Consider the following 22,412-nt stretch of genomic DNA (forward strand, 5'->3'; position numbering starts at 1 on the left):
CAGTCTCCTTGAGGTCAGGGGCGATGGGATGTGTTTGGAAGTCCGGGCGGGGTTTCGAGCAGGTAGTCGCCAGACGGATCGAGACCTCTGAGTTCGGCGACGGCCTCGATGCGTCGCGCTGGCCCCCGCCCCTTGATGAAGACGATCAGATCGATTGCTTCGGCGATGAGCCGGCGCGGCACGGTTGCGACTGCTTCCTGGATGAGCTGTTCGATCCGGTAGAGCGCAGCTCGGGCCGAGTTGGCATGAACAGTGGCAATCCCACCGGGGTGACCGGTATTCCAGGCTTTCAGCATGTCGAGGGCTTCGGCGCCCCTGACCTCACCGACGATGATGCGGTCGGGCCGCAGGCGCAGTGTGGAGCGGACAAGATCGGCAAGGCTCGCCACACCCGGCTTGGTTCGGAGCGTCACGGCATCCTTGGCATCGCAGCGCAGCTCGCGGGTGTCTTCGATAATGACCACCCTCTCCTCGAGCCCGGCGATCTCGGCAAGAAGCGCATTGGCAAGCGTCGTCTTGCCGGACCCGGTGCCGCCGGCGACTAGGATGCTGCGCGCCTCGGTGACCGCTGATGTCAGCACCTTTGCCATCAACGGCGAGGCAATCTGCGCCTTAACGTAGTCGGACAGGCGGAACGTGGTCGTTGCCGGCTTGCGGATCGCAAAGCAAGGCGCGAGCGAGACCGGCGGCAAGACGCCTTCAAAGCGTTCACCTGTCTCGGGGAGTTCCGCCGAGACGATTGGCGACGAGCCGCTCGCTTCCGCCCGCACGTGGCTGGCAACAAGCCGGATGATCCGTTCCGACTCCTGCGGCGTGAGGACAACGCCGGTATCGGCGCGGCCCGTCGCGTGCCTATCAAGCCAAAGCCTTCCATCGGGATTGACCATGACCTCGACGACATCAGGCTCTTCCAGAGCGAGGGCAATTGCGGGGCCCATCGCGGTCCGCAGCATGCCCCGGCGTCGTTCGCGGGTTTCTGGCGAGAGGAGATCAGACATTGCCGATCTCCTCTCGCCCTGCCGGAGAATGCTCCGGCGGCTCACCCGCCGCGCTCTGCGCGCGGGATCCAGTATCGCTAGGTTGAGCAGCGCCCAGAGGGGCGCCCTCCTCGATATTCCGCATGAAGAGATCCGGCTTGACGGCGCTGACGCGGTCCATGACGTCGGCGACAAGCCGGCCGCCGGAGGCGACGCGTTTGCCGACCTGTGCGACAAACATCTCGAACCGCTCGCGGCCAAGCGCTCGCGCTGCATCCTGATCCTGGGACGGCAGCGGCGGGGTGATGGTCAAGTAGTAACGGACAAAGAGCGCGATGGTCTCCGCCATCACCGATAGATCGCGATCGGCTCGATCGAGCTGACGGCTCATGCGATCGAGCCTTCGGATCAGCGCCGCATCGCCGCTGGCATCGCGCTCGGGGTTGAGGAAGCGATCCAGCGCAGCATCGACGATGGCCGATTTATTGGCTCCAGGACGCTTGGCGGCGAGCTCGAGCCGCTGCGCCACACTTTCAGAAACATAGGCCGACAGTTTCGGTTTCATCAGGGATGCTTTCAGAACGAGGGAAGAAGGTCGTCGTCGTCGCGGGTGACGGCATGGGCGCGGCGTACGGTGCTTGACGCGCCTGCTGCCTGCTGCATCTGATTGCGGTCGGCGGCGACGTCGGTCTCGTCGTCGAGCAATCGCTCCTCGAAGGCGCGCGGCTCGTTCGCGGCGGGTGCGGCCTCGTCGAACAACGCCAACTGCTGCTTGAGGCCGCCTTCCTCCCCGCCCGTCTGCATGAGCTCGCGATACGGCAGGGTCGCAAGGCGAAGATCGGTGGAGCGCACCTCGCCGCGCCAATCGTCGCTGCGGGCTGGCGGCCGATCGACGTACGCATCGCCTACCAAGGAGGGAGGCTTGCGCAGACGGCTGACGAAGTTTGCGTCCTCATAGTGCCGCAGCTTGATGGCGCGGACTGGCGCCAGCCCCGAGACCAGCACGATGGCCTGGTCGGGCGGCAGCTGCATCACTTCGCCTGGGGTCAGCAAAGGACGCGCGGTCTCCTGGCGGCTGACCATGACATGCCCGAGCCAGGGAGCCAGCCGATGGCCGGCATAGTTGCGCTGTGCACGTAGCTCCGTGGCGGTGCCCAGCGCATCCGAGATTCGCTTGGCGGTGCGCTCATCATTGGCGGCGAAGGCAATGCGGACATGGCAATTGTCCAGGATCGCGTTGTTCTCGCCGTAGGCTTTTGCAATCTGGTTGAGCGACTGCGCGATCAGATAGGCGCGGATGCCATAGCCGGCCATGAATGCGAGCGCGCTTTCGAAGAAGTCGAGCCGGCCGAGCGCGGGAAACTCATCCAGCATCATCAGGAGCTGGCGGTGCCTGGGGTCACCTGCCTTGGTATTCAACGTCTCGGTCAGCCGGCGGCCGATCTGGTTGAGGATCAGCCTGATCAGTGGCTTGGTGCGGCTAATGTCCGACGGCGGAACGACGAGATAGAGCGTGACGGGCTTCTCGGCATTCACGAGGTCAGCGATGCGCCAATCACAGGATTCGGTGTTTCGGCTGACGACGGGATCGCGGTAGAGCCCGAGAAAGCTCACGGCGGTCGACAGGACGCCGGAGCGTTCGTTTTCGGACTTATTGAGCAGCTCTCGTGCGGTCGCGGCGACGACGGGGTGGACCTTCGGCTCCGCCTCCGTGCCGAGGTGATTGGTCGCCAGCATGATCCTGAGCGTCTTCTCGAAGGACTGCGCTGGGTCGGCTAGGATCTCGGTGACGCGGGTGAGCGTCTTCCTCTCTTCTGCGTAAAGGACGTGAAGGATGACGCCGACCAGCAGGGAATGACTGGTCTTTTCCCAATGAGTGCGGCGTTCAAGCGCCCCTTCGGGATCGACCAGGATGTCGGCTATGTTCTGGACATCGCGAACTTCGGCCGCTCCTTTGCGCACTTCGAGCAGCGGATTGTAGCGGGCGCTCCGCTCGTCCGTGGGATTGAATAGGAGGCAATGCGAGAACGTCGAACGCCAGCCGGAGGTCAATTCCCAATTTTCGCCCTTGATGTCGTGCACCACCGCCGACGACGTCCACGACAGCAATGTAGGCAAGACCAGCCCGACGCCCTTGCCCGACCGGGTCGGCGCAAAGCACATGACATGCTCCGGTCCGTCGTGGCGCAGGTAGTAGCTCTCGAGGCGGCCCAGGAAAACGCCCTTGGACGCGAACAGGCCGGCCGTCTTGATTTCCTTTGGCGTGGCCCATCGTGCCGAACCATAAGTCGTCACCAACTGGCTCTGGCGCGCGCGCCACACCGAATTGACGATCGCAAAGAGCGCGCCTGCGATGCCGCCAGCTGCAGCAATCGCTCCACCCTCCTCGAACACCTCGGGCGCATAAGCCTCATAGGCAAACCACCATTCGAACAACCGCCAGGGCAGATAAACGCGATAGCCGACAATCAAGAACCAGGGTTCGCCGAGGCGCTGCTGATAGCCGAGAGCTGCGGCAGTCCATTGCGTTGCCCCCCATGTCGAGAGGGCAACGATGCCGAGCACGACGGCGATCTGGCCGACATAGATTTTCGCCGGAAACATTTTCTGCCCCACTTAACTCTCGCGAACGAGCGCGGCGAGATGAAAAGCGGCAGACGCCTTCGCATTCAACCTGAATAAAAATCGGTTGCGGCAACGAGATCCGTGTCGATCAAGCCTATCGATGCGAGATCGTTGATGCGCCAATCTCGGCGTCTTTGAGGAAGCTGCTCAATAGACTGTGAACGGCGTGATCAAGCTGGATCAATTATCGAGCTCGCTTCGATGTGCGCCGCGCACGAGCCGGTACCGATTGAGAGAGAACGAATCGACCGCCCTACTCGATCGCAATGTTCGACGGTGCGCATCGACCGATTATCTAAAACAAGGAGCGTTATACTCACTTCGCGAAATGAGTATAAGCGCGCGAACTCGCGCGCAGCCCTCGGCTGAAGTCTGTGGCGATGCAGACAGCACCCCGCGCCATCCGTCGGCGACTTAGATGGCCCTGGTCGAAGTTCAAAGGGCGTCAGGCGGAAGCTCCAACGGATCCTGTTTCGGGCTGGCGGGTCCGGTCCGATGCGGAGAATACCGGCGCCATTCTCCGCATATTTTGCGGTAATTAACCTTGCGGTTGCGGGGAAAAGCTGCCATATTCTCCGCAAGGAGTGCGGGGAATGCCGGACTATATCCACCAACTACCTGATTGGCCTCACTTTTCCTGGGATGGCGACGCCCTGGCGAAGCAGCTCGCGGCCGTGCGGCTGCGCCAGGGCCAGCTCATCGGTCGGATGCAGGCGCTCGGCTTCCCCCAGCAGGAGGAGGCTGTCCTCACGAGCCTGACCGAGGAAGTCCTCAAGTCCAGCGAAATCGAGGGGGAAAAACTCGACAAGGACGCGGTGCGCTCTTCACTGGCGCGTCGCCTCGGCATGGACGCAGGCGCTCTGCCAGCAGCCGATCGCAATGTCGAGGGTGTTGTCGAGATGATGCTCGACGCTACTCAGAAGTTCAAAGCCGAGCTCACGGCGGAAAGGTTGTTTGGCTGGCATGCATCGCTGTTTCCGACCGGCCGCAGCAACATGAAGAAGATCACTGTGGGGGCCTGGCGCAATGCCTCGTCAGGACCGATGCAGGTCGTCTCTGGTGACTATGGACGTGAGCGCGTGCACTACGAAGCACCGACTGCCGACAAGCTCGATGCCGAAATGACCGCATTTCTCGACTGGTACAATACCGAAGAGAACATCGACCCACTCATCAAGGCTGCGATCGCGCATCTCTGGTTTGTGACCATCCACCCGTTCGAGGACGGCAATGGACGTATCGCGCGTGCCATCGCCGACATGTCGCTTGCCCGCTCCGAAGGGATACCGCAACGCTTCTACAGCATGTCGGCTCAGATACGGAGCGAGCGGAAGACCTACTACGACTTGCTGGAGACCACGCAGAAAGGCGATCTCAACATCACATCCTGGCTTGAGTGGTTCCTGGGCTGTCTCGACCGCGCCTTCAGTGGCGCCGAGACTACTCTCGCAGCCGTGCTCGAAAAAGCCGACGTCTGGAAGCGGCACTCCACGGCTCAAATCAACGAGCGGCAGCGCGATATGCTGAACCGTCTGCTGGACGGGTTCGAAGGCAAACTGACATCGAGCAAATGGGCCACGATTGAAAAGTGCTCGCCTGATACCGCCCTGCGCGACATCCAAGGTCTCGTCAATCAGGGTATCCTCGTCAAGGACGAGGGCGGCGGGAGGAGTACGAGCTATTCCCTCGTGTCCCTAAGCGCCGTTGCGCCAGGACGTGCAACACATCGCCCGACCAGCGACGGCCCATCATGATCCCTACCCGGCCGGAGGCTGGGGAACAGGACCTACCGCCTGATCAGGTACTCCCTGCCACCGATCAGATGTAGCGCGCCCACCTGGGTTCTGGGGAAAAGCTGCATTGATCTAGCCAAGCAACTTGAAAGTGTGACAATATCGATAAATTACATTGAGGCTAGGGACCGATCCGCCCCTCAGAAGGTACCCGGAAGGTTTGTTTACGGGCGAGAGCGGCTTCGATCTCGAGAAGTGATTTTTGACAGGGGTATATTTGTGCGAACGATCCTTGTTCTGTTCGGACTGACGCTTGCGTTGACTCTTGCGCCGAAGTTTCTTATCGCGCCACGATATGGCGAGGACGTCGCGGAGCGATTTCTCGAGCGGCTCAAGTATATCCCCTCTCAGACCGAAGTTCTGAGCGAAACAACTCTCGCTCGCTGGCTTGCGGACAGTACGCATGCAAAGGCGATCCGCGGATATGTCTTTCCCGTCCTATTCCCCCTCGACATCCTCTTCCTGATTTGCCTTGGTATATTTCTTGGCTTTGCATCCACCTCGCTCGCTGACCGGCTAGGCTTCCTTTCTGCCGTTCCGACGTGGATCTGGTGGATTCTCCCCACCTTCTACATGGTGGCGGATCTTGCGGAAGATACCGGCCTCGCGGCAACTTTGAAGTTGTGGATCCGGCTCACTCCTGACTCGTTCCGAGTACTCGCTGCGCTCACCGCTCTCAAGCTCGCGACGGTGACAATGGCTATTGGCCAGTTCGCATTCCTTGGTGCGCTGAACCTGCTGTTGTTCTTTTTTCCGCCGGGCCGACCCGTATGAGCCGGTAATTGTAATTGCTCTTGATCAATTGCTGACCCCTGCTCACTGGAGGAAGCCGATGTCCAAGAATATCGTTCTCCTATCGGATGGCACGGGCAACGCAGCCGGCAAGGTTTGGCGAACCAACGTCTGGCGGACCTTTCAGTCGCTCGATCTCAAGACCTCCGACCAGATCGCAATCTACGATGATGGTGTCGGCACATCATCGTTCAAGCCGCTGGCCATCCTCGGCGGTGCGTTCGGCTATGGCCTGAAGCGCAACGTCATCAATCTCTACAAATTCCTTTGCCGCAATTACCGGGACGGCGACAAGATCTATGCCTTTGGCTTTAGCCGCGGTGCTTTTACCGTCCGGATCGTTGTTGGCTTGGTGCTCAATCAGGGGCTCGTCAAGTTCGCAAACGAGGCAGAACTGGATCGGAAGGCACGCGCGGCCTATCGCGCCTATCGTCACGACAAATATCCGGTCTGGAATCTTCAGTACCCATTTCGCCTGGTCCGATCCTGGCTCGACAAGCGATTTTATACGCCATGCGAACGCGTGGTCGACTCTATCGAATTCGTGGGCGTGTGGGACACGGTTGCAGCCTACGGTCTGCCGATCGACGAAATGACGCGCGGCGTCAACGATTGGCTTTGGCCGCTGGAGCTACCGAACAAGCACTTCAATCCCAAAATCCGCAAGGCGCGGCATGCGCTGGCAATCGACGATGAGCGCGCAACATTCCACCCCGTCCTTTGGGATGAAGATACGACCAATACGCAGGCGAGCGGCTCAATCCGCCAATCCGATGGTGAGCGGCTGCTGCAGGTCTGGTTCACCGGTGTTCACTCCAACGTCGGCGGTGGCTATCCGGACGATTCTCTCGCAAACATTTCGCTGGCCTGGATGATGTCCGAGGCCAAGCAGGCCGGCCTCGTTTTCAAGGACATGCCCGACGCCGAGCCCGACGCGCTCATAAGCACCGAGTCCGCAAAGGACAAAGACGGCAGGCTCTACGACTCCCGTAGCGGGCTTGGCGGCTATTACCGCTACAGTCCTCGAAAGATCCAGGACTTCTATGATGCGATGCCCGCAACCACCGCGACCGACGGCACGCCAAATCCCAAACCGGTCCCGAAGATCCATGAAGCGGTGTTTGGCAGGATCAAGCTTGGCGCGCATTTCTATGCGCCGATCGGCTTCCCCAAAGAGTACGAGGTTGTGCGCTCGACCGACCCGTATGTCAATTATTGGCCGTCGGGGCCAATGATCTCCAATACCTTAGTAACGATCGAGCCGAATGATTCAGCCGTTTCTGAAGGAAAGCCCTCGAGAGACCGGCACAAGGAGCAAGAAAACATCTGGGACATCGTCTGGCGTCGCCGGGCAATCTACTTTCTGACGGTGTTCGTCACCGGCTATCTCCTGCTCTATCCCTTGTTCAGGGACAGCTACCCGTTCCAGGAGCTCCGCACCTCCTTTCGATTCCTGTCGGATACCATCCGGATCATTGGCAATTTCCTGCCAGGTATGGCCTCGCGCTGGATCGACGCCTACGCACGGGATCCGGCATGGTTCGTCATCTGGGCCTCGCTTGTCGCGTTCCTCATCTCGGTAAGTGCCAGGCTGAAAGGTTCGATCAATGACAGCATGAGAATCTTGTGGACGCGGTTCTTACCGGACAGCAACAAGCCCGACGAACCGAAAATCCCTAAAGTCGCCTCGCCCTTGCTGACCATCCTCTTCGCTGGCAGCATTCTCTATCTGTTTCTGTACCCGGAATTCGAGCGCCCGCTGCTCAGCTCGCTGCGTCTGCCCGCGACTTACGAGGACGTTCTGCTGACCTATACGGCGCAGCCAGTTCGTGCCGTTCTCGGCGCATTCCTCGTGTTCTATTTCCTCCCCGGCGTGGCTGTCAGAAAGCTTCGGCAATCAAAATCATATCAGGCGCTGCTTCGAGGATTTAAGTTCTACCTAGCCCCGGCGCTGTCCGCGATTGCGATCCTGTACATGGCCGTTGCATTTGGCAGCCATTACCTCTTCAACATCCGCGACGGCTTCGGCAGCTTCTGCACCGAGACGACCGGGCTGGCCAGCGGGACAGAAAAGGGCAAGAAGAAGCAACAGACGGAGGTGCTCTTCGACGCATCGCCTTCGGCCACCAATTCACCGAACAATATCTGCATTTCGACCGGCGTCTTCGTCAAGACGGGCAAGAACTATCGAATTGTCGTTCAGCGGCTCCCTACTCCCGAGACGAAGCCGCCATCCGGCAAGTGGAGCTTCTTCGGCGAAGAGTCCTATATGGGCGGACAGCCGATAGGCCGTCTGCCGTTCTTCAAGGCAGCGACGATGGCCTTGCTCTATCCGTTCCGCCACACGTTCGACCGCCCATGGGGAAGCATCATTTTTCGCATCGGTGCGAGGGGTAACGAGGAGGATTTCCTCGACCGCGCGCCACCCAACCAGAACGATGACGTTCGGGCCAACGATGTCGAGTATGCGATACCCGATGATTCCGAGCAGCTTGCCGAAGTTCTCACACCAAGTCGCGACGGCGAGCTTTTCGTCTATCTGAACAAGCCCATGCTCGGCTGGTGGGGCTATGAATCTTACCTCGCCGACTGGATCGGCAGTACCGGAAGGGCCAGGATCACCGTCGAAAGCCGATGAGTTGAGGCGGCGACGGCTCCGCCGCACTGCGACTGGAGCATAGAAATCTCCGCTACATTATCGGCCTCATCGACCGATGCCGCGCTTGATGCCGATCGCCCAGGATATGCCCTCTCCGCCCACCTCCCCGGTGACCAATTGCCCGCGCGCTCGCTCCAGCACCGGCCGCCACGGCACCAGCGCGAACTCATGGGACCGCTCGATCAGGGCGAACCGCCCGCTGTTCAGCGTCAGCATGCGCCGGTAGACGCCCTCGATCTTGTCGCCGGCCTTGACGTCGACATGTTCAAGGCCGGTGCGCGCGGATATGTCGGCCGCAGTCCTTGCCAGCTCGCGCGTCTTGAGCGTCTCGAGCATGTTCCGGGCAAAACGCATCTGGCCGCCTTCCTCTCGCGCCAGTCCCTGTTCGATCAGCCATTGCCGTCTTGTTCGGAGCGCCGTCTCCACCTCCGCCCCAAAGCCGGTCGATGCGAGCTCATCGGGCTCTTTCCCAACAAGCTTGCGATCGAGCCAGGTGGTACCCAGCGCCTGCGGCAGATCCTCGAGCCGTTGCCATGACAGCACCGCGACCCGCACCGGATTGTGTGTTTGCTGGAGTTTCTCGTACTGGAGCGCCCGATCCAGATAATCCCGTCCCACGCTCCAACTGCCATCGTCGAGCCGCCCGACCAACCCTTCGCGCCGCATCGCCTCCAGGCGCCGCATGTGAGTTCCGACAAATTCGCCCGATGCTTGTGGGTCGAATTCCCGATGCAAGCGGTCGCTGTAGCTGCCGCCATGGCGGGCCGCGACGCTAGCGATCGTGCGATCCATTGCGCGCGGCTCCGCGACGCGCGCGCGGAGCTCCAGGATCGTGTTACGAACGGGCGCCTCTTCGTTGGCCCGAAGGGTACCGATCTCGGCATAGTGCGTCCGCCCGTCCACTCCGTCGATCACGACATAACGACGCTCCGTCAGTTCGTCCGCAAATCCCTCGCCAATGACCCGCCCAACCAGGCGACGAGCGCCGCCTTCCGGTTCGAAGATCGCATAGTCGCTTGCCGCCCGCCTAACTCCTGCCGCAGCCATCTCGCGATGCATGGTCTTGATGATGTCGCCGCGTTCCCCCATGCGCCTAAGCTTTGGCTCGAGCTCAGGGTCGATCTGCCAACGTCCCGGTTCGGCTTCCTCGGCCAATCCCATCCGCTCCAGGGTTCGTAACCGTCCGATCCGCGCCGTTTGCCAAGCGGGCTCCCGTCCAGACAGCGCACCCAACTCAAGTACTCCGTCCCCGGCATCTCGCAGAATGCTCCTGTCCAGTCGCGTCAGCCGCTCGGCCGTGATCTCCTGCTGAAGCTTGCGGGCGACCTCGATCTCCGTTTCAGGGCCAAGCTCTCGCGTGATGAGCTCGGCTGCTCGCGACCGAAAGCCATGAGCGATATAGTCGCGCGCGATGACGAGGTCGTTCCCTTCGCCATCCTTGCCGCGCAGAACGATGTGGGTATGGGGATGGCCGGTGTTGAAATGATCGGCAGCGACCCAGTCGAGCCTGGTTCCGAGATCCTGCTCCATCTGCCGCATGAGATCGCGGACGAACGGCTTCAGGTCCGCCAGCTCCGCGCTGTCCTCCGGCGCCACGATGAACCGGAACTGGTGGCGATCGCCGGCGCTGCGTTCCGTAAAGCTCTTGCCATCGGCACGATCATTGCTGGCGTCATAAAGCTCCCCTGGCTCGGCTTCGCGTGTGACGCCATCCCGTTGGACGTATCGCAGATGAGCTCGCACGGCACCTAGGCCGTCTGACTTGATCCGCACGATCCGTGCCTTCACCACGACACGGCGTTGGCCCCGGCTTCGTCCGCGCTCGGCCAACATCGCACCTTGGGCCCGGCCGCGGCCAATGCGGCCGCCGGTGAACGACGAACCTGCCCGCTCTCTGAGGCCAGCCTTGGCCGCCTCCTGCCGGACGCGTCGAAGATAGCCGGTCGCCCTCTTGGCTCTGCGGTTGCCGATCGGTCCGAGCTTCACGTCGAATTCGTCGTCGATTTCTCGCATGGCCTGCATCCGACGTTTGAATGAGCCCGCGATATGTGAAGCCAGTGAGTGTCCGCCAAGACGCAGACGCAATTGCACAGAAATGCCAATGTGTTCGATCGACCGTGGTGATAGCGAGGACCTAGGCGGCGCCAAATCTTGGATGTGCAGACAACGGCTTAGGCGCTCTGTAGCGCCAGTGCTTTTATCTTGCCCTCCCGATTTTTTGCTTTCCTAGCCAAAGAGCCGCCGTGACTTGGCAGTTGACTTGTGAAGCCCCACTGTTCGCGCGCGCTCGCGATAGCGATCGTTACCCGAAGGGCCGAGACACCCGTAGGGTGGCTCGGTGAGGAGCGAAGCGACGAGTAGAGCGCGGGCCGAAGGCATCGCCCGTATTGCCATCAGCACCGCGAATTCTTGCCCCCGTGAGCGAAGATCCTTTAGTAGCAAACTCGAAAGTCTTAGCGTCATGATCGTGTTGCAGCGTTTCGAATGCACGCCAAATGTCCGCCGCGGGGTGCCCGCGAACCTGGAAGCTAACGGCTGATATCACGAGCTACCCGATGTGCAGCCGCCGGACGCTTACAGGTCAAAGGTGGTCCGCGTCTGAATGAAAAATGGCCGCGCTCTACAACGGACCTTTGGGCTGTACCGACGAGCGCTGAACTTCATCAGCCGCACGGAGATCGACCGAGTGAACCAGGCCGCAGCCTGGCTCGCTCAGGCAATTTGCAAGACGAAATTCGCCGCAAAGACCGTCGGCGCTTGGGTGCAGAAGGCCCAAGATCAGTGAACAAGTCCGCCTGGACGGGGCGTTCGTCAAACCGAATTCCGCCCCTCGCTTTGGCCTCAACCTCGCGAATTATCGCGTCCTGCCGCTCCACCGGAACGCCGTTTTTGCTCCACAGCGCGCGGAGCTCGGCCTCCGGCTCGGCCGAAGATCGAGCCTTGTTGCGAGGGATTTCCTCGAAGTTGGCGCAGACGATTTCGACATTGGGCGCGACGCCCTTCCATGTGTCACGATAGAAAGAGCAGTCCACGCCGCAGCCGGCTTCAAGATGAATTCCGGTCTGTTCATTGAACTTGAGATAGTCCGCGCTCTTGCGTTCGCGGTAGCACTGCACGCCGCTATACTGGAACGGCGCAGACGCCTGCGGGATGATAAACGCGCCATAATCGGCGATATCAGAGGCGATATCGATCACGTGAAACTCAAAAGACCGCCCCGTGTAGCGCGGTCCGCTTCCGATCCTGGGAGTGGCTCCGAACGGAGGATTTGCGATCGCGCAGCCGAAATGACCGAGGCTCGGCAAGTCCAGATCGAACACATCAGCGCAAATCCATTTGGCTTCCGGCAACACCTTGCGGCCGACCTCGATATAGGAAGGATTACGCTCGAGACAGACGATCTCTTTCTGTGGTTCGTCCTGGCTGCGCGCGTAGTGTGCTCGCCAATAGACATGGAATGCAAGCGCGCCAATGCCGGCGCAAAGGTCAATGGTTAGGCCGCCGTAAGCATCGATTGCGAAGTCTCCGGCAAGGCCCGTAGGGGTAAAGAACGCGCCCGCCGATCCGTTGATGTGGCTTGCGCCCTCGTGCCAATTGTCGAGCACAAACACACGCTCATCGTAGGTAAGGACGTCCTTCTTGAGCAGTTCGACAGCCTCGGCATGTGCCTTGGCCTCCGCCTTCGTCAGTTTTGCCATCGTGATGTCTCGCTTGTGGGCCCTTGCTGGGCGTTTGATCGGCGCGGCGCGCATGGCCTTCGCCATGCCGCCTGCCCGTCGGCGAGACCGGGGCTTCGGGGGGCAAGAGCTTGTTTCGGCGCCGGCTTTGCCGGCGCGCATCCGATGGTGCGCAACGCGGTTGCACCGAGCAGCGTGAGCTGCGACGTGCGACCGACTTGCTGCACCGGAGGACGAAAGAAGGTCTTGCGGGGGTGACGGGGCAGCGCCCCTCAAGTCCCCCATTCAAGAGAAAAGCGGCTTACGCGTGCCAACCCGCGCACGAGCGAGCGAGATCGAGGACGTGGCGATCAACGTCTCGATCCGGTCGCTCGTCGTGGAGGTTTTATAAGCCCTGTGCTGGGAGACCTTACCCAACAGGGCCGACGCAGGTGCTGCCGAACGGGCTCGAGCCGATCAAGAAGTACGACGGGCACGCGCCTTGTTGCAGACGCGCGCCCGTAAACCAACCGCTCACATATCCGGATTCCATGTCCAGAGCGGACGTGCGACGCCCAGGATATCGCAGCGAAGCACCGGCCCGAAGTACCGCGAGTCGAAGGAATTTGGGTGGGGCTGCAGCAGGAAAAATTCCCCCTCCACGAGCCGCATGCAGCCCTCCCAGACCGGCAGAGGCCGCCCCTGCCGGTCTTTCTTGAGCACCTCGGCAACGACTTTTCCGTTGATGGAGATCGTACCGATCGGATCCTTAGCACGGCAGATTTCGTCTCCGCCTGTCGCCTCGACCCGCTTCAGGAGCGGCACGGGCGTGGGCAGGATCTCGTGCGCGATGATCAGGATCTCGATCCCGGGAGGTGGCTTAAAGACGGCGAGCTCGCCGCGCGCCGGAAGCCTCGGCTCCACATAGTAGAAGCCGAGCGGCGCACTGCCAGTGGCGTTGTAGATCAGCAGCGGCACCGCGGGGGCGGACGACATCAGGAGCGTGATGATGCCGGCGCACATGGCCGAGAGCGTGGAGGTCTGGCGCCAAAGTCTCGTGCGATCAATCGGCATCGGAGGTCGACCTCCTCTTGCTCGCATGCGACCATTCGACGAGGTCTTCGATGTGATAGCGGACATAGCGTCCGTGCTTGCGGTAGGCCGGTCCCCTGCCCTGGACCCGCATCTTTTCCAGGGTATTCTTGGTGAGCCTGAGCCAGGCGGCGGCCTCCACAGTGTTGAGGAACGGTTTGTCCGGCTCCTTGTCGTCAGCTTTCGTCGTCATCCAGCTTTCCTTCCCGCACCCCATACAACCAAGAGGTGCAAGAAGAAGCGTCGTCCGATCAGGGGCACTTTGTGGAGTGGCGAAAATGGCGGGCGAGCTTTCGCCATACCGCGCAGGCAAAGTTCGTCAAAGGAAAAGGAAAAAATCTGATCAGGCCAAAAGGTCGCGGTAACCACCTTTCATCAATTCGGTGCCCTTGGCGACGAGGCGTCGCGTGCGATCGCGCAAGAATTGACTATGACTGTGCCATTCCTCAGTGACTTTCTTCTCCCCGAAGATCGCAATTGCGATCTGTCGATATGTCTTGCCTTTGAGGCTCTCGTCGAGCGCGATCAGAGCCTGCTGGAGGCGCTCGTCAGCAGCAAAGGACGGTTTTTGAACCGCTCTAAAGTCCGCGTCGGTGAAGCGCTGCAGACGCCGTAAAAGCTCGGCCTGGGCTGTGAGATCGTCGAGATCGTGCAGCTCGTAAACGGGCGTGAACGCCGCTGTCAGCACCGAAAGGCCGTGGATTTCGACGGGAACACGGACGCCATTGCGCTTCATGACGACCAGTGGGACCCCGTCCACGCCGATCACCGCATGCCGCTGGGCGTTGAAATCAGTCAGCCGCCGGACGTTCGCTTCGGCCTCGTTCGGCTTCCTCGCATTGAGGCGCACCACCCGTTTCAGAGCATTCGCGTGCCAGAATGCGGGTGTCTGGTGAGCGCAGAGTCTTGGATCTGCGAATGCGTAGAGCCCCCACTTCTCGGCTTGCGGAAACCGCCGCCTGAGCCGCAACAGCTTCGTGCCCTCGTTCAGCGTGATGTACGGCAAGTGCTGGGGTACGCTGCTCCGCCAGTCGGCGACATAGTCGGCGTTCCGCCGCAAGAACTCCCACGCCCAATCGCCTCCATCATAGCTAGAGGGCGAGCAGCAGGTGGCGTGATCGCTGTCTTCGCCTTGCTTGGAATTCACCGACCGGTTCAACAGGCGCCCCCTCCGAAAAGCCCTCATACAACTTTGAATGGTTCTGTCCAAATGAGGCAGGAGCACGGCCCCCGCGAGCAGCTCTCGCGGGGGCCGAGGGGCAGTCAGTCCGCCGGATTCCAGATCAGGGCGAACACGCTGTCGTCGTCCTGGCCGGCGGCGCGGCCGAGATTGGCGTAGAGCTTGCGCGGGCCGAACTCGGGCGCTGCCAGCGACAGGCTCACATAGTCCTTGCGGCTGTTCTCTCCGCGGCGGATCCAGCCTGCCCCGATCTCGACGCCTTGGGTGAAGACGCGGAAGTCTGGATGGGTCTCGGCGCTCTTGTCGCGGTTCGGGATGATGTCGATCTCGGCCCGGATGGAGACGGTCTTGAGCTGGCCCTTGTAGCTGCCGTTGTCGTTCTTGGTGACGTATCCGATGGCGGTCATGGTCTTGTCCTCTTCTGTGGTTCCGCGAGGAGCCGATCCCCTCGCGATGGCGAGACCGTGATGGGAAGCGAAACGCCTTCGAACCCGTCTTCGGGGCGCAGCGCACGCGGAGCACCTGAGCCGACGGCTTTTTTGGAGCGAAGCGGGCGCGAGGAGCCGGACTTTTTCGTCCGGCGGGGAAAAAAGCTGGCGACGAGGGTTTTGGCAGGCGGAGCGCTTCCCATAGGTCTCTTCGCCACGCATGAGGGGATGGGACCCGCTAACGGCAGATGAGGACAAGCCCCCCGATCGGCGGCACGAGATGATGCGGCAGCCACACGGGCCAGCCCATTTGTGTCTGCATACTGGCCTGCATCGACGTCATCCTGGAACGTAAAAAGAGCGTCGAGACCCATCCTGACTTCCGGATCTTGACGCAAGGCGCCGAGATCTGCCGGCATTCATCCATTGAGGCAGAATGCGGAAGAACCGGGCGAGCCTGTCACTGGCCGCAGTCGAGTTCGGTCCGCAAGCTCTACGTCAATCTCGGCCGCGCTGGTGGCCCAGGATGATAACGTCGTGTTTGCTCTGATCTGGAATCCCCGCCGACTGACGCCACGCGGCAGCCGCGTGAGCTGCTCGCGGCAGCCGTGCTCTCCTCCACGTGCAGCACTTCTGCTCTCATCAAGACTCAAAGACGTGAGGTCGCGCGCGACGTTCAGTGGTCGCGATGTCAATCTCGCGAGTTCGTGTTACACTATTTTTTGTGTATGCCGATTCCCGGTTTGCACTTTAGCTTTGATGGATTGACGGAGGGCTCATGGCGAAGAAGGCGAAGAAGGCAACCGCGAAAAAAGCCAAGAAGAAGGCCGCGAAAAAGAAGTAGGTCTTCCTCCTACCAGTCGCGTTCACTCTCAAGAGGCTCTGGCCTCACGCAAGCATGAAGCTCGTGTGAGTTGTTTGGTTGCTTGGTGAGAGTGGATCGTGCCAACGGCGAAGCCGGATCGTGAGCGCGCCACCGCGCAGAACGGTCCGGCTTTAGTCTTTGGGGTCTGCCCCCTTCACCTCAGCCTTCTCGCCAGCTGCAAGGCGGGGTTCAGTTGAGCCCGCCTAACATGGTCGGCACGATCTTTGTCAGCAGGACTGCGTTGCAGGCCAGGGCCGAGAGGCAAACGACGGCTTGCGCGAGGCAAATGCGGCTAAGCCTCACCACTTGTGGTTCGGGAAACAGCTCGCATGGATTCATCATCGCGAACTCCAAAATGCAGTGCCCTGCCCTCAACTGGATCGAGCTATAGGATGAGTCGCCCGCTTCTCGATTCCCGGAATTTGCTGTTCACCGGATTGACTCAGATGCGACTCGGACGCTGCAAAATTCGGGCGCGGAAGGCCGTTCCGCGCCCGAATCGTCCGATGGAAGTTCAGGTAAACAGAGCGTTAATATTCTCCAACGCGCGTGCGATTTCGAGGGTCTTGTTCGGGTCGTAATGGCCGATCGGGAAGGTCATGTAGCGCGGCACGAAGCTGTCGGCGCGCTCCCTTCCCTCGCCGTTCAGGCAGTCGCGGATGATCTTTTTCTGCACCTTGCCGGGCTCCGACACATTGGCGTCCGCAACAGCCTTGCCTGCGATCTCGGAAAGCAATGCGTTGATCGCAGTTCGATCCTTGAGGAGATCGAGGAAGACGTCTTCCAGCTTCCACCACCGTGTCACGTCCGGTTTGATCGCGAGCCCTGCGGCCTCCGAGAGGGTCGAGCCAGCCGCCAAGGTCTCGGCCATGACAAGGGCCATGATCCGCAGCACGTCCCCCTCGGGCAGCGCCAGCAATCTGGCAAAGAGGCTCACTGCAGTGAACGCATCGCCATTGTCACGCGTGACGGTGCCGTAATAACTCTTCTCGACCTGCAAGAGCTCGAGAATGGCGTCCCGTTCGGAATTGAGGGCCGATTGGGCCGGGCTTGCTGCTAGGCTTTGGCTGGTCGTCTCCTTGTCCGCTCGCTGCGGGTCAGGCTTGACGCTCCAGAGCGGTGAACTGCCGATCATATGGGCGACCGCGAGCCGCAGGGCGATGCCTGGGTGAGCCAGCAGCTCCGCACGGACGATGGCATGCCGGTGCAGGGCAAGGTAGTTCTCGGCGGCCTTGGTAAGTTCGGGTCGTGCGGCTTGCGGCGCGCCGCCGACCTCCTCTGCGTTGGCCCCGCTGCAAGTGTCCGCGTAAGCTCGGTAGCCTTCGTGAACCTCCACCTCGCCGTTATTGCGGACCTCGATGAAGGCTTCGCCGCCGTCCTCTAAGGGGACCTCGTCAAATTGCCACGACGGAAAGCGCGTGCCTTTGTCGAGCACCGCGACCTTCCAGCCTTTGGCCGCGAGGTCGTCTCTCAAGCTCGCAATGGCAGCGTTCTGCAACGCCCAGAAACTTGCGCTATCTGCAAAATAGCTGGCGTCGCCGAAGAGATCTGTGACGATCTCGGCCTTGTAGGCTTCGAGCGGAAACAGCGCAGCGGTCGTTGCGATCTGCTCGCTCCCGAACAGCCATTGCTTCAACTGGTGGCCTCTTGGGGCGCCGTCGGCTTCGTCATCCGAACCATTCTCCGCGTCAAACGCCGCGACCCAGTCCTTTTGCTGGCTGCGTGTGGCGCTGGCGAGCAGTTGCAATTCCTCAGGCTCGATATCGCCGTTCCGATAGGCCTCCTTGATCGCGCTGTTGAGGCCGGCGAGCGCAAGGCGCTGTTTGATATAGCGCTCGGTCTGCCCGAAGGTTTGGGCGATGTCGGCGACGCTCTTTCCTTGCTTCAACAGCTTGGCGAACGCCTCATATTCCTGCAGTTCGTCCATGGGGGCGCGTGCCACGTTCTCGATCAGGGACGCTTCCAGAGCGTCGGCGTCGTTGCCAGATTCCGTAACCGCGCAAGGCAGCAGGACATCTGCGGTCGGCATCCCCTGCTCCTCGGCGACCTTGCTTGCTGCAAAGAAACGGCGTCGGCCGGCGACGATCTCGAAGGCATCGCCCTGGGGCCGGACCAGCAAGGGTTGCAGCACGCCGCGCGCGCGGACCGATGGCAGGATGTCGGAGATATCAGGGGCTTTCCGGCTATGCCGGACGTTGACGTTTGCGATCCTGAGATTGCAAAGAGCGATGTTGCGCAGTTCCATGTCTATAGTCCTTCTTGAGTGTGGGCTCGTCAATTGCGGGCGGCCTCTTCGAAGAGCCCGACGATCGAGAGGCCGTTCACGGGGCGAGCGAAGGCGAGCGCCGCCGTTCGACCCGTCGTTACGGTCCAATCTCGGGCTGTGTCGCGGCTGCGGAGGTCACGCCGCCTTCTGCGAAGGCAAGCAGAAAGTCGGCAGCCTTTGAGGCCTTGCTGGCGGCGCGGAAGATTGCGCGGCTGTCTTCCCGAAGGACCTTGAGCCACGAGCCGAGGTAATCGGCATGGCGGACGGTGGGCTTAATCGTCAGCGCAGCGCAAACGAAGGCTGCGGTTAGTTCCGCGATAAGCTCTTCGTTGGCATAGAGCTTTGTGCCAAATGCGCCCAATTGATCCCGGTTCAAGCGCGAGGGGTGGCCGGTCCAATGCCCAAGTTCGTGAAACAGCGTTCGATAGTAGTTGATCTGCTCGTAGAAGCCGGGCTGTGGCGGGACGTGGACGGCGTCCTCCGATGGCGAGTAGAAGGCCTTTGCGCCACCGATGCGAATATTGGCGCGTGTTGCGACGGTGAGCGCTTCGGCTTGCGGCACGATTTCTCGCTCGGGCAAGGCTGGTGCTTCCGCAAGACAATGGTCCGGCAGGTTGTCGCACTGATCGACATTGAAGACGGTGTAGCGCCGCAGGAATGGAATGGCCGCCCCTTCGGCTTCCTGTCCGCCTTGAGAGGTGCGCCCCGTCTCTCCTTGTTCGCATTTGGGAACGAAGCGATCGGCATAGCAGACGGTGACGCCGTGCTCTCCCTTGCGCACTGACCCGCCGAGGCTCGAGGCTTGGCGAAAGGTGAGCCACCGCGAGGAGGCAAAGCTGCACTCGAACAGCCGTCCCCAAAGGATCAGGACGTTGATTCCCGAATAGGGTTTGCCCGTGGCTGCATTTCTGGGCAGGGCGAAAGCCTGACTGCCGCCACCAGTGCCCCAAGGCCGGACCCACGGGAAGATGCCCGCCTCCAGATCCGCCACGATGTGGGCGGTGATTTCTTCGTAGAGACTTGCCTTCGGCTTGGCCGCGCGATGGTGTGTTGAACTGTCGGGCATGACGATCTCCGCTCGCTCCTCTTCCGCGCCCTGCCCCCGAAAAGCGGGGTGGGCGGCGAAGAGCGACCGGAAAGCCCCGAACGCGAGAGGCGGACCGCACCGGAACGGCCGGAGCGTCAGCGGAGGAATGCGCCAAGCACATGAGCGACCTCGAGTGCGCTGGCGAGGCGCGGTTGCGGACCGCCGGTTCGGGGCTATGCGGGAGCGCCGCCCACCCCGCCTTCCGGGGCTCATCAAAAGCGCCGGCCGCCTGCGGCCGGCTCCTCAAAGCATCGCCTCAAACGGTCTCCGCGACGTCATCAGGACTGTCACGTGCAATCGATTAACCGACGAAGCTTAGGCTCCCAGGTCATGGACGGCGTGTTTGCGCCAGGGATCGAAGCCGCAAGGCCGAGACCGCAAAGCGGGCTCGGTTTACGAGAGCCCGGCCCGCAAGCGGCAGCTTGCGGGAGGCGCCATGTTAGAAAGGAAATCCCAAAACCCCGCCTGACGGCCTGATCGTCAGAGACGCGCCTCTTTCGAGGAGAGCTCAGCGGATCGTCTTGGAGAGGATCGCCCAGCATGGAACGAGACCAACAAGAAGACTGCGAGGCTGGCCGCCGGCTCTACTTCAGCAATTGCCTGATTTCCTGAATCAGGCCGCTGTCACCGAGGCAAACGGCCCACTCGAGCAATGTCTGGCGAACAGTCGTCACGAGCATGCCATGGAGCACCAGACGGTCGAACGTCGGCCTCCGTTCGGCTTCGCGCCTCGCGGCTGACAGATCTGACAGGAGGCGTATATCGTAGCCCCGCGCGGCGCCCTCCAGGGCTGTCATAAGCACATCCTCCTCGAGCCAGGCGCCCGCGAGATACAGGAATCGAAAGTCGTCTTGCGCTATGCGTTGGACGAACCGCTCGTCCTTCCAAGGAACGTTCCCATCAAGCGGAATCATTTGAAAGACTTGCCCCATGCCCGAGGCCGACGTTTGCGGCTTGCAGTCGCCCAAGACCAGCGGGGTGACGCCCAATAGCCGACACCCCGCCTCCAGAAGCGGGAAATTCTCCCTATCGGCATCCTCCTCCTGACCGCCGGCCCTCGCCCAGTCAGGATTCAGAATGACGACGACGCTCTGCCTCGGATCTGCCAGCATGCGTCACCTTCCGGCCGTCTCCGGAAAGGTCCGACCACACAACGTCACGCTGCGGCAGGAATAGACGTGACCGGAATCAAAACCTGCCCAGGGACGCCAGCGGCTTGGTAGAGCGCGTGAAGGGCCGCGTCAGAGGCATGAAGATATCCTGCGAGAGCTGTGGTTTGTCCGACACGGCATGGTGCGCCTAGCCGCTCGAGAGGCCACCCCGCTCGGCGCAGGATCCGCTCCATTCGAACATCCGTCACCGTCACGATGCAGTCGGCATTTTTGGCCCTAAGATGTTCGATCATGGCCGCAAACAACATGATGGTTGCGCGATTGATGCCGTTGCCGGCAAGTTGGGAAGCCCGCTGTGTATCTACACAGAACCTCGAGCTTTCGAGGACCTTGTCACTTCGCGGCACTGGACTATCGCCGAGCAAGAAAGGAAATGTGTCCGCGAGCATGTTTGGCCCGACCGTTGGCAACAGCCTGACGCTGCCCACCACAGCGCCATCATCAGACAGCACCAGGAGATAGGTTGGATTGAGAGCGTCGAAGAGATCGACTTCCATGTCTCCGGAAACCGCGACCGACCAATCGAGCCGGTCTTTGAAGATCTGCCTGCGTAGCCGATACATGTCGGCAAGCAGATTGACATGCTGTCCGAAAGCGTGATGGTTCAAAGCGGTTGCAAGCACGGTGACCTCCGGTTGAATCGGTGACAAATCACCACAGCAGAAACCGGGGTTTGCAGCGCCTGTGTTTTTTAACAGGTGCCTCCGGCAGAACCGAACTTAGAAGAAGTTTGATCTAACGAGATCTTGGGGCCGAGCCAACGAATGCCAGCCGTACTTGCGCGCCGGCATACCGAGCGGTACAGGCGCCGACTCATTCCGGGCAACGGCCGGAACGGGCTTGGCGGCTTTCATCGATCGCCAAGCCACTGAGGAAGTTCTCTGAGGTGTCTCTGCCGACGGCGATGCTGGCCAAGGCGTACGTCTCCGCTGGCTATTTTGCGCACCGGCGCCCGTATGCTCCGCGATAAACTGGACCCTGCAAGCTCAGGCAGCAGAAAATCTGGATGAAATCGCCTACGTCAGCAGGCGACGACGGATGGCCTCGGCGACGCATTGCGCGATTGAGGTCGCATCCAGCTTGCGCTTGGCATTCTCCAGGTGAAAGGACACGGTTCGGGGCGAGATTCCGAGCAGCAGAGCGCTCTCCGAGACAGTCTTGCCACGTGCCGCCCAAGCGAGGCATTGCCGTTCGCGATGAGCGAGGACCGGATCGACCAGCGGTACTTCCGCCACCAACTGGCGTGCCGCCAGATGCGTGTGGAAGTGCAGTCCGACCAGACGCAAGATCTGCGCCGACGTTGCAATCAAACGCTCGGGATGCAAACTACGATCATCGCTGGCCAGCGTAAACGCCGCCATCCGACCGAAGCCGCCACGGATCGGTATCGTCACGCCGCCGCGAATGCCAAAGGAAACAGCCTCTTCAAAGAACCTGAGCTGATCTTTTGTACCAGGCGGCGCTGCCGCGCCGCTCGTCCAGCCGAAAACGTCATGGTCCAGCCGGGCCCTGCGAATCACCGGGTCCAGCTGCTGATAGTGCAGATCGAAATAGCGGCCTGACCACGATCTGGGGTAGGAGGAGATCAGCCTCGGCGCCCCCTCGACGATCCTTAGATAGGCAAACCAACGAAAGCCGAGGCACACCGCCGTGCGCGCCGCCGCACGCTCAAACTCGATATCGGTGCGCGCCAGCTCGATCGAATCCACGAAGTCCTGAAACACGCGATCCAATCGCTTCATCGTGCCTGATCCGATACGCAGCAACCGCCCCCGCCGGGCTGGTGACGGCTCGTCCGGTAGGGCAAACCAGTCAAGACA

The 22,412-nt window shown here is 61.2% G+C and carries 17 protein-coding genes; 3 read left to right on the top strand and 14 right to left on the bottom strand.

Features of this window, described 5'->3' with window-relative positions:
• Positions 1–14: 14 nt before the first annotated feature.
• Genes trbB through N2602_RS23040 form a run of 3 tightly spaced genes read right to left on the bottom strand, consistent with a single transcriptional unit; the run spans position 15 to position 3,581 of the window.
• On the bottom strand, positions 15–953 hold the full coding sequence (trbB, locus tag N2602_RS23030) for a P-type conjugative transfer ATPase TrbB (RefSeq protein WP_260379507.1): 939 nt from the start codon (positions 951–953) through the stop codon (positions 15–17).
• A 37-nt stretch (positions 954–990) separates the two neighbouring features.
• The gene (locus tag N2602_RS23035) at positions 991–1,542 is read right to left on the bottom strand and encodes a CopG family transcriptional regulator (protein ID WP_260379508.1); all 552 of its coding nucleotides are present in this window, start codon (positions 1,540–1,542) and stop codon (positions 991–993) included.
• Positions 1,543–1,553: 11 nt separating this feature from the next.
• The gene (locus N2602_RS23040) at positions 1,554–3,581 is read right to left on the bottom strand and encodes a conjugal transfer protein TraG (protein WP_260379509.1); all 2,028 of its coding nucleotides are present in this window, start codon (positions 3,579–3,581) and stop codon (positions 1,554–1,556) included.
• A 614-nt stretch (positions 3,582–4,195) separates the two neighbouring features.
• On the opposite strand from N2602_RS23040, the gene N2602_RS23045 reads away from it, so the two are divergent.
• The 3 genes from N2602_RS23045 to N2602_RS23055 all read left to right on the top strand — a co-directional run bounded on the left by N2602_RS23045 (position 4,196) and on the right by N2602_RS23055 (position 8,825).
• Positions 4,196–5,356, top strand: coding sequence for a Fic family protein (locus N2602_RS23045; RefSeq protein WP_260379510.1), 1,161 nt, complete (start codon positions 4,196–4,198; stop codon positions 5,354–5,356).
• A gap of 258 nt (positions 5,357–5,614) precedes the next feature.
• A complete protein-coding gene (locus N2602_RS23050) occupies positions 5,615–6,169 on the top strand; it encodes a hypothetical protein (RefSeq protein ID WP_260379511.1) in 555 nt (184 codons plus the stop codon).
• Between the two features lie 58 nt (positions 6,170–6,227).
• Complete coding sequence (locus tag N2602_RS23055) at positions 6,228–8,825, top strand: DUF2235 domain-containing protein (RefSeq protein ID WP_260379512.1); 2,598 nt, start codon at positions 6,228–6,230, stop codon at positions 8,823–8,825.
• 66 nt (positions 8,826–8,891) lie between these two features.
• Here N2602_RS23055 and rlxS read toward each other — a convergent pair whose 3' ends face one another.
• The 11 genes from rlxS to N2602_RS23110 form a co-directional block, all read right to left on the bottom strand.
• Positions 8,892–10,859, bottom strand: coding sequence for a relaxase/mobilization nuclease RlxS (rlxS, locus tag N2602_RS23060; RefSeq protein WP_260379513.1), 1,968 nt, complete (start codon positions 10,857–10,859; stop codon positions 8,892–8,894).
• A gap of 650 nt (positions 10,860–11,509) precedes the next feature.
• Positions 11,510–12,610: a methyltransferase gene (locus tag N2602_RS23065; protein ID WP_260379514.1), complete on the bottom strand. Its 1,101-nt coding sequence runs from the start codon at positions 12,608–12,610 to the stop codon at positions 11,510–11,512.
• A 426-nt stretch (positions 12,611–13,036) separates the two neighbouring features.
• Complete coding sequence (locus N2602_RS23070; RefSeq protein WP_260379515.1) at positions 13,037–13,576, bottom strand: S26 family signal peptidase; 540 nt, start codon at positions 13,574–13,576, stop codon at positions 13,037–13,039.
• Positions 13,566–13,787: a helix-turn-helix domain-containing protein gene (locus tag N2602_RS23075; RefSeq protein WP_074447823.1), complete on the bottom strand. Its 222-nt coding sequence runs from the start codon at positions 13,785–13,787 to the stop codon at positions 13,566–13,568. The genes N2602_RS23070 and N2602_RS23075 overlap by 11 nt, the downstream gene beginning before the upstream one ends.
• Before the next feature lie 150 nt (positions 13,788–13,937).
• Positions 13,938–14,753, bottom strand: coding sequence for a DUF2285 domain-containing protein (locus tag N2602_RS23080; RefSeq protein WP_260379516.1), 816 nt, complete (start codon positions 14,751–14,753; stop codon positions 13,938–13,940).
• A gap of 104 nt (positions 14,754–14,857) precedes the next feature.
• On the bottom strand, positions 14,858–15,181 hold the full coding sequence (locus N2602_RS23085) for a DUF736 family protein (RefSeq protein ID WP_253570476.1): 324 nt from the start codon (positions 15,179–15,181) through the stop codon (positions 14,858–14,860).
• 1,400 nt (positions 15,182–16,581) lie between these two features.
• Entirely contained in the window at positions 16,582–18,312 is a 1,731-nt protein-coding gene (locus N2602_RS23090) for a ParB/RepB/Spo0J family partition protein (protein ID WP_260379517.1), read from the bottom strand.
• A gap of 118 nt (positions 18,313–18,430) precedes the next feature.
• Positions 18,431–19,399 carry an ArdC family protein gene (locus N2602_RS23095; RefSeq protein WP_260379518.1) on the bottom strand — a complete coding sequence of 323 codons (969 nt, stop codon included), beginning with the start codon at positions 19,397–19,399 and terminating at the stop codon, positions 18,431–18,433.
• A 605-nt stretch (positions 19,400–20,004) separates the two neighbouring features.
• Positions 20,005–20,532: an isochorismatase family protein gene (locus tag N2602_RS23100; protein WP_260379519.1), complete on the bottom strand. Its 528-nt coding sequence runs from the start codon at positions 20,530–20,532 to the stop codon at positions 20,005–20,007.
• A gap of 44 nt (positions 20,533–20,576) precedes the next feature.
• Positions 20,577–21,215, bottom strand: a complete 639-nt coding sequence (locus N2602_RS23105) for an acyl-homoserine-lactone synthase (RefSeq protein WP_260379520.1) — start codon at positions 21,213–21,215, stop codon at positions 20,577–20,579.
• A gap of 393 nt (positions 21,216–21,608) precedes the next feature.
• A complete protein-coding gene (locus N2602_RS23110) occupies positions 21,609–22,334 on the bottom strand; it encodes an autoinducer binding domain-containing protein (RefSeq protein ID WP_260379521.1) in 726 nt (241 codons plus the stop codon).
• Between the last annotated feature and the right edge of the window lie 78 nt (positions 22,335–22,412).

Source organism: Bradyrhizobium sp. NC92, from assembly GCF_025200865.1.
GTDB lineage: Bacteria > Pseudomonadota > Alphaproteobacteria > Rhizobiales > Xanthobacteraceae > Bradyrhizobium.

Excerpts from the sequence above, each read along its gene's own strand:
- trbB (WP_260379507.1), bottom strand. The coding sequence starts at position 953 with ATGCTGCGGACCGCGATGGGCCCCGCAATTGCCCTCGCTCTGGAAGAG.
- N2602_RS23035 (WP_260379508.1), bottom strand. The coding sequence starts at position 1,542 with ATGAAACCGAAACTGTCGGCCTATGTTTCTGAAAGTGTGGCGCAGCGG.
- N2602_RS23040 (WP_260379509.1), bottom strand. The coding sequence starts at position 3,581 with ATGTTTCCGGCGAAAATCTATGTCGGCCAGATCGCCGTCGTGCTCGGC.
- N2602_RS23045 (WP_260379510.1), top strand. The coding sequence starts at position 4,196 with ATGCCGGACTATATCCACCAACTACCTGATTGGCCTCACTTTTCCTGG.
- N2602_RS23055 (WP_260379512.1), top strand. The coding sequence starts at position 6,228 with ATGTCCAAGAATATCGTTCTCCTATCGGATGGCACGGGCAACGCAGCC.
- rlxS (WP_260379513.1), bottom strand. The coding sequence starts at position 10,859 with ATGCGAGAAATCGACGACGAATTCGACGTGAAGCTCGGACCGATCGGC.
- N2602_RS23065 (WP_260379514.1), bottom strand. The coding sequence starts at position 12,610 with ATGGCGAAGGCCATGCGCGCCGCGCCGATCAAACGCCCAGCAAGGGCC.
- N2602_RS23070 (WP_260379515.1), bottom strand. The coding sequence starts at position 13,576 with ATGCCGATTGATCGCACGAGACTTTGGCGCCAGACCTCCACGCTCTCG.
- N2602_RS23075 (WP_074447823.1), bottom strand. The coding sequence starts at position 13,787 with ATGACGACGAAAGCTGACGACAAGGAGCCGGACAAACCGTTCCTCAAC.
- N2602_RS23085 (WP_253570476.1), bottom strand. The coding sequence starts at position 15,181 with ATGACCGCCATCGGATACGTCACCAAGAACGACAACGGCAGCTACAAG.
- N2602_RS23090 (WP_260379517.1), bottom strand. The coding sequence starts at position 18,312 with ATGGAACTGCGCAACATCGCTCTTTGCAATCTCAGGATCGCAAACGTC.
- N2602_RS23095 (WP_260379518.1), bottom strand. The coding sequence starts at position 19,399 with ATGCCCGACAGTTCAACACACCATCGCGCGGCCAAGCCGAAGGCAAGT.
- N2602_RS23100 (WP_260379519.1), bottom strand. The coding sequence starts at position 20,532 with ATGCTGGCAGATCCGAGGCAGAGCGTCGTCGTCATTCTGAATCCTGAC.
- N2602_RS23110 (WP_260379521.1), bottom strand. The coding sequence starts at position 22,334 with ATGAAGCGATTGGATCGCGTGTTTCAGGACTTCGTGGATTCGATCGAG.